The sequence below is a fragment of the Vibrio sp. V23_P3S9T160 genome (genome assembly GCF_963886625.1).
In the GTDB taxonomy this organism is placed as follows: domain Bacteria; phylum Pseudomonadota; class Gammaproteobacteria; order Enterobacterales; family Vibrionaceae; genus Vibrio; species Vibrio anguillarum.
The window spans coordinates 1-7,168 of record NZ_CAWPDB010000030.1 but is presented as its reverse complement, the minus strand read 5'-3'; the positions used below and the strand labels follow the sequence as shown (position 1 = coordinate 7,168).

6 protein-coding genes are annotated in these 7,168 nt (G+C 46.1%); 4 read left to right on the top strand and 2 right to left on the bottom strand.

Features of this window, described 5'->3' with window-relative positions:
* Window positions 1-224 precede the first annotated feature (224 nt).
* Both AACU59_RS01890 and AACU59_RS01885 read left to right on the top strand, forming a co-directional pair.
* Entirely contained in the window at window positions 225-1,541 is a 1,317-nt protein-coding gene (locus AACU59_RS01890; RefSeq protein ID WP_094144610.1) for an MBL fold metallo-hydrolase RNA specificity domain-containing protein, read from the top strand.
* Between the two features lie 227 nt (window positions 1,542-1,768).
* Window positions 1,769-3,658: a methyl-accepting chemotaxis protein gene (locus tag AACU59_RS01885; RefSeq protein ID WP_094144611.1), complete on the top strand. Its 1,890-nt coding sequence runs from the start codon at window positions 1,769-1,771 to the stop codon at window positions 3,656-3,658.
* Between the two features lie 66 nt (window positions 3,659-3,724).
* Here the strand turns inward: AACU59_RS01885 and AACU59_RS01880 are convergent, their stop codons facing one another.
* Both AACU59_RS01880 and AACU59_RS01875 read right to left on the bottom strand, forming a co-directional pair.
* Window positions 3,725-4,960 carry a mechanosensitive ion channel family protein gene (locus AACU59_RS01880; RefSeq protein ID WP_094144612.1) on the bottom strand — a complete coding sequence of 412 codons (1,236 nt, stop codon included), beginning with the start codon at window positions 4,958-4,960 and terminating at the stop codon, window positions 3,725-3,727.
* 168 nt (window positions 4,961-5,128) lie between these two features.
* Entirely contained in the window at window positions 5,129-6,055 is a 927-nt protein-coding gene (locus AACU59_RS01875; protein ID WP_094144613.1) for a D-2-hydroxyacid dehydrogenase, read from the bottom strand.
* A 71-nt stretch (window positions 6,056-6,126) separates the two neighbouring features.
* Between AACU59_RS01875 and AACU59_RS01870 the strand changes: the two genes are divergently transcribed.
* Both AACU59_RS01870 and AACU59_RS01865 read left to right on the top strand, forming a co-directional pair.
* Window positions 6,127-6,714 (top strand): YjaG family protein, encoded by a 588-nt coding sequence (locus AACU59_RS01870; RefSeq protein ID WP_026028258.1) that lies wholly within the window; start codon window positions 6,127-6,129, stop codon window positions 6,712-6,714.
* Window positions 6,715-7,018: 304 nt separating this feature from the next.
* A partial coding sequence (locus AACU59_RS01865) for an IS4/Tn5 family transposase DNA-binding protein (protein ID WP_443280817.1) occupies window positions 7,019-7,168 on the top strand: 150 nt, incomplete at its 3' end.

Below are 7,168 nucleotides of genomic sequence, written 5' to 3'. Positions count from 1 at the left end.
CATTTATTATCCCCAGTATACCGATTCTTCTTATGTATATATATCCGAGTATTTGGTGTTGAAAATTAATCAATATTGATTATTTTGAAATTAATACAATCAATTTATAAGGATGGCATCGCGTTTTGCAACAGTGAGTGATATTTTTTGTCGAAACATTAACCATATTGTGTTGTTTATTTGACCGCTAAATATGCGAGCAAACCTAAATTCAGGAGAAGAATATGGATATTATTCACCACGGTGGAAAAGAGACCGTCACGGGCTCTTGTCATGAGCTGAGGTTTGGGAAGAAAGGGATTTTGGTTGATTGCGGCTTATTTCAAGGGCGTGATAGCCGACCAATGGCGATTGATTTTCCATTAACTCATCTGCAGGCGTTGTTGTTAACTCACTCGCATATTGATCACATCGGCCGTATACCTTGGTTATTAGCGGCTGGTTTTCATCAGCCTATTTATTGCACACCCGCTACCGCAGAATTACTCCCATTAATGTTAGAAGATGGGTTAAAGCTTCAACTTGGCTTAGGGCAAGCACAGCGTACAAGAATATTAGAAAGGCTGAATAAACAAATAAAGCCGGTGAATTATGGCGTGTGGCAGCGTATTTCTCGTGATTTAGACAATACTTATTTTCGCTTTACGCCTGCGGGCCATATTTTAGGCTCAGCGTTTATTGAAGTGAAACTGCCAAATAATGAAATTGTCTTGTTTTCAGGGGATTTAGGTCCCAGTAACACACCGTTATTGCCAGACCCAGTCTCTCCGCCTCGCGCCGATTATCTGCTGATTGAATCAACCTACGCGAACAAAACCCACGACAATGTGCAGCTGCGGGCGCAGCGCTTAAAGGACATCATCAACCGTTCTTTACAAGACGGTGGCACCATTTTAATTCCAGCATTCAGTGTGGGCCGAACACAAGAGCTGCTGTTTGATATTGAACAATTGATCTTCAGCGGTGAAATCGATGGCAATATTCCGATTATTTTAGATTCACCCATGGCGCAACAGGTGACTAAATCTTACCGAAAGTTTAAAAAATTGTGGGGAAAAGAGGCGAAAAAGCGTTTGGATGCACAAAGGCATCCGCTTGCGTTTGAACAGTGTATTACCGTTCAAGATCATCGAAGCCATCAAGCATTGGTCAACCGTTTAGCCTCAAAAGGGGAAGCGGCTATTGTGGTGGCCGCGTCTGGCATGTGTGAAGGTGGGCGAGTGATGGCCTATTTAAAAGCGCTGTTGCCTGATAAAAGAACCGATGTGATCTTTGCGGGCTTCCAAGCACAAGGCACACTTGGCCGAGCAATTGCGCAAGGCGATCACTCGGTGATGATCGATGGTGATGACGTACTCGTGAATGCACAGGTTCACAGTATGTCGGGTTATTCTGCCCATGCCGACCAAGCCGATTTATTGCGCTTTATTGAGGGCATTGCGACTAAGCCTAAGCAAATTCATTTGATTCATGGAGAGCCCACCACAAAGCAAGCTTTTGCTGCTACGTTGCGCAGTTTAGGTTATGAGGTGATAGATTGAGCGCAATGTTTTGCCGTGTTAATTGCATTGTTAATAGCAGTAACTTACTTTTAATAGGTGTAAAAGATTTGTATCCATTAGCAACTAAACGATAACGCTTTGTGGCTTAGACTGTGGCTTGGATTTTTTGTCGGTTAATTACGACGCAGTATGAGTGCAAAGTGTACATGTGTAGTGGGCGATTCTTACAAACAAAACCTAATCTATTTCACCAATGGGGGTGAGTTGTGAATCTATCGTTAAAAGGTAAGTTGATAATGACAAGTTTGCTTGTTGTTATTGTGATGGCGGTGGTGTTGACGTTACTGTCGGCAAATTTATTGAAAGATGAAACGGAGAGTGGCATCAAGGAAAGGGTGTATGGTATCTCGAAATCGGCAACGAGTTCGATTACCCAATGGTTGGATGTTCGTAGCAAAGTTATTAGCGCGGTGATCCCTCACACGATGAAGGAAGATTCACTACCTTTCTTACAGCAAGCTCAGCAAGGCGCACAGTTTGATTTACTTTATTTCGGCACTGAGCAAGGCACCATGCACCGTTCTATTCCGTCTCGAGGTGCAGACAATTCAAGCTATGATCCTCGGACAAGAGGATGGTATCAAGAAGCGAAAAATAGCTCCGGCACGATATTAACTGCCGCTTATGCCGATGCGATCACGGGCGCTTTGATGGTAACGCTCGCTGAACCGATTAAGAAAAACGGACAGTTTTGGGGCGTTATTGGTGCTGATGTGTTAATTGATCAATTGGTGAAGGATGTCATTGCGATTGATGCAGGGGCAAAATCAAATGCTATGTTGATCAACCGTGATACCGGGTTAATTGTTGCACACCGTAATAAAGATTTGATTCTCAAACCGCTGGCTTCTTATAGCCCTAACCTAACGAACCAAGTCATCGACCGCTCAATGGCAGAGAATAAAATACAAACCGTGATGGTTGGTGATGTCGAAAAATTATTATTCTTTACCGCCGTTCCTGAGACTGACTGGGTGCTCGGCATTGAGCTCGATAAAGAGGTGGAGTACACCAATATTGGCGCGCTCTTTATGCAGTTAACCTCGATATCAGTCGCCATTACAATTTTGGTCGTGATCGTGTTCTCGGCATTGGTTGGCTTCTTACTGCGTGACTTGGGCCGAGTCTCCCAAGCATTGGCGGAAATTGCAGACGGTGATGCTGACCTTACGCAGCGCATTGAACCACGTTATCAAGATGAAGTAGGCGCACTGGCGAATAACTTTAATCAGTTCGTCGGTAATATGCACGGCATGATCAAGCGTTTCCATGAAGTGTCGCAAGGGTTAACACTGCAAGCAGAAAACACCGCAGCGCAAGCCCATGAGCGTACCCGACGCATTATGGTGCAACAAGATGAAATCAACATGGTGGCCACTGCGATTAACGAAATGGCAGCTGCAACGCAAGAGATTGCAGGCAATGCAGATAATACAGCGGCCACGTCTTTGGATACGGTGAAAATTTCTAACCACGGCGTTGAGCAGGTGAAAAATACTCAACAGTCGATCAGTGAGTTGTCGAAAGAGATGACGGTGGCCAAAGAGGTCATTGAGAACTTGAACCAGCACGCACAAAACATCAATACGATCTTGTCAGCGATTCAGGGCATTGCTGAGCAAACCAACTTACTGGCACTGAATGCGGCGATTGAAGCGGCAAGGGCGGGTGAGCAAGGGCGTGGATTCGCGGTGGTAGCGGATGAAGTTCGAGTACTCAGCCAACGAACGCACAGTTCGACGCAAGAGATTCAACAGACGATTGAAACCTTGCAGAAAACCACGACTCAGGCCGTGAACATCATGACTGAGAGTAGCAAGCTTTCCGAAAGTAGCGTGGAAGATGCCAACGTGGCCGCGCAAAGCTTAGTGAAAATTGGTGAAGCGGTCGGCACGATCAGCGATATGGCAACCCAAATTGCAACCGCCGCAGAAGAACAGGCGTCAGTCACAGAGGAAATTACGCGTAATACCCAAGGTATACGTGATGTGTCTGATGAACTGGCAAAAGAAGCGCAAGAAGCTTCCCAACAAGCTGAATTGCTTTCTAGCTTATCTAAAGAGCTTCAACAAGAAATTAACCGCTTTAAACTGTAACCCTTCTCGATCACTTTACGATTAAACCTCCCCCATTAGGGGGAGGAAATTCAGGCAATGTCATGTTTACCTTGCGAGTGCTTGAAAGTCACTCCCTGTTGGTGCTTGCGACACGCGCAGGCCGAAGTCAGGAAGCACGGCGTAAATGTGGTCAAAAATATCCGATTGAATACCTTCATATTCTACCCACACGACCGTATTGGTGAAACAATAGATCTCCAGCGCGACACCATCGTGCGTGGGGGCCAACTGGCGCGCCATTAATGTCATGCCTTGGTGAATTTGGGGATGGTTACGCAAGTAACGTTCTAGATAGGCACGAAAACTGCCAATGTTGGTTAAGCGGCGGCCATTGATGCGGCAGGCTAAATCGAGTTGGCTCATCTGATTATAGGCGTTGAGCTCTTGTTCTTTCTCGGCCAAGTAGGGCTCTAAGAGTTGTGCTTTGCGTAGGTAGCTTTGCTCTTCTGGCGTCAGAAAGTGAATGCTATTGGCATCAATTAATACGCTGCGTTTAATGCGTCGGCCGCCTGATTCTTGCATCCCTTTCCAGTTTTTAAACGAATCCGAGATCAAGGCATAAGTCGGAATGGTGGTGATGGTTTTATCCCAGTTTTGCACTTTGACTGTGGTCAGGCTAATGTCGATGACGTTACCGTCTGCGCCATATTTAGGCATGTCGAGCCAGTCACCGACGCTTAGCATTTGGTTCGCTGAAAGCTGAATCCCCGCCACTAACCCTAAAATCGGGTCTTTAAATACCAGCATGATGACCGCGGTCATCGCACCTAAACCGCTCAGCAGTAGCACTGGCGATTTGCCAATTAAAATCGACGTCGCAAACAGTGCGGCGATAACAAATGCGATGATTTTGATGCTTTGAATAATGCCTTTGAGCGGAATGTTACGGCTGGTTGCGCTGCGATAAAGTAGCGTTTCCACCACATTGAGCAGAGCGTAACTGCTTAATAGGCCAAAGAGAATAATCCACAGTAAGGTCAATGTATGCAGCAGTTCGTAAGTCGCACTGGCGTGGCTAAGCCATAACTGAGTTTGGATTGAAATGACAATCCCTTGAATTAACAAGGCAAAGCGGCTGAAAAGCTTTTTGCTAAACAGAATGTTTTGTAAAACTTGTGCGTTGGTTGTGCGCCGCTGTAGCCATAGGCTCACCCCTCGGTGCAACACTAAATGGATAACGATAGAAATAAGCGCGATAAGCCCAAGTGCTTCAGCAATCGGCAGCAGTTGTTCTAAATTAATGTTCAGTGATTGTAGCCACGAAGTGATGGCTGAAGGCATGATTTGCTCCTTGTGTCATTAGGCGATACCGTTCCTGTTTTACCGCATTAACCCGTGTTCGATGCGGCAGTGTATTCTCGACAGCAATGGCAAGTGGTTTGCGTGTCTATAGTAACATTGAGTTAATGTTTCCCTAGGCTTAGTGCTGATTATTAACCGCTATTTGACCTAATAGCCTTTTTCAAAATCAATTCTGTTTTCAAGTTGGAACCCGTCGCGCCACAAGCCGTAATTACGGGTGAAAATCTCCACCACTTGCTCAGGAAAACTCACCGCCGCGATGTGCGGGGTAAGGCTAATGGCAGGGTGCGTCCAGAACGGGTTATCTTCGCTTAATGGCTCTTTTTCAAATACATCGAGGTAAGCGTGTTGAATGTGACCCTCTTCAATCAGTGCAATCAAATCACTCTCAACAAGGTTTTTACCGCGCCCGACATTAAACAGCAATGCATTGTGGCAATAGCTCAACGTACTTTGATTGAGCAAGCCTTTGGTGTGCGGCGTGTTGGGTAACGTACTGACCACAACCTCCGCGTGAGCGAGGGCAGTAGCAAGCTCGTTAATGTGATAGGTTTTATCAAACCCCCCGTTTTTAGCTGGAATGCCAGTGCGGTTGACGCCAATCACGTGCAAACCAAAGGCTTTGGCTACTTTCGCTAAATGGCTGCCAATCGAGCCTGTGCCGAGGATCACCATGGTTTTATCATTGATCGATTGATAAGGGTGGGTCTGCCACTGTTTAGCCGCTTGTTGCTGCGCGTAGCAAGCAAAGTGGCGAAAGTGTGCAATCAGGTTGCCCAGAACGTATTCAGCAATTTGCTGGCCGAAGATGCCTTTAACGTTGGTGAGCTCATAATCTTGACGAAGTTGTGGCGACATTAAGGTGTCGACGCCTGCATATTCCGAGTGCAACCATTCCAGTTGCGGAAAATCGTCCAAATACTTTGCCGCCAGTGGTGGTGCGGCCAGCAAAATGGTTGCTTCGCTGCGATCGTCAGTGATGGCTAAGCCGCTCAACTGCGCCTGTTCAATCGCTTGTCGATAAATATCGTTGTGTTCGGTCAGAATATAGAGTTTATGAGTGAAATTGTTCATCGGCTTTGCTTTTTTCCCTGTTGGTTATCAAGTACACTTCCGCTGTCTTTTTCTGCTGCGATTGAGTGATTATGCTACAAAACCCTCTGCAGGTTCGTCTTGAGAAATTTGAACCTTGGCAACAAATTACTTTTATGGCGTGTTTGTGTGAACGTATGTACCCGAACTATGCCATGTTTTGCGACAATACTGAATTTGCTCACACGCGAGTATATCGAGATATTCTCGACAGTGTTTGGGAATTGCTCACGGTAAAAAGTGCCAAAATCAATTTCGAGAACCAATTGGAGAAGTTGGAAGAGATCATTCCAAGCTCAGAAGATTTTGATGTTTACGCTGTGTACCCAGCAATTGATGCGTGTGTGGCTTTGTCTCACCTACTTCACGGCCTGCTTGATCGCGATTATCTGTATGAAAACATGCAAAAAATCAGTCAGGTGTCGGTGCTGACAGTGGCGCAGTTAGAAGAAGCGCAAACGGGCGAAGAGATCACCAACGACAATCAAAAACAAAATGAAGCGGTTTGCGCCGAATGGGATGTGCAGTGGGCTATTTTCCGCCCTCTGCGTGAAGCCGTAGAGCGAGATATTGATTTGATTAAAGACCTACGCCAAGAGCTACGCGACGAAGGCGTGAGCAATATTGGTGTGAGTTTGTAGTACACCCCCTCCTAACCTCCCCCTAGAAGGGGGAGGGACTAAAAGCGCTCTCGTCTACCTTGAAGGTGGATGGGCAAAAGCGCGTTCGTCTTCCTGAAAAAGGATTGATAAAAGCGTTCGTTTCGGTGCCGAAAGGTGCTGATTACAGTGATCGCTTTTAAATTCCCTCCCCTTTGAGGGGAGGGTTAGGGGCTGTCTCTTATACACAAATCCCCAAGCCTCTGCTTGGGGATTTTTTTGAACTAATTTTATGTTTCATGATCTGATCATCTAAGCAATAACAAGGATGATTAGAATGACTTATATAGAACCAACCCTCTGGGCACAAAAGCAATTTGGTCAAGCTCACCTCAATGACCCAAGACGTACTCAAAGACTCGTTGCCCTAGCAGCCTCTCTGGCCGAGCAACCTGGCGTACCGGTCTCGAAACTCATCATCTCCCCTGCTGATATG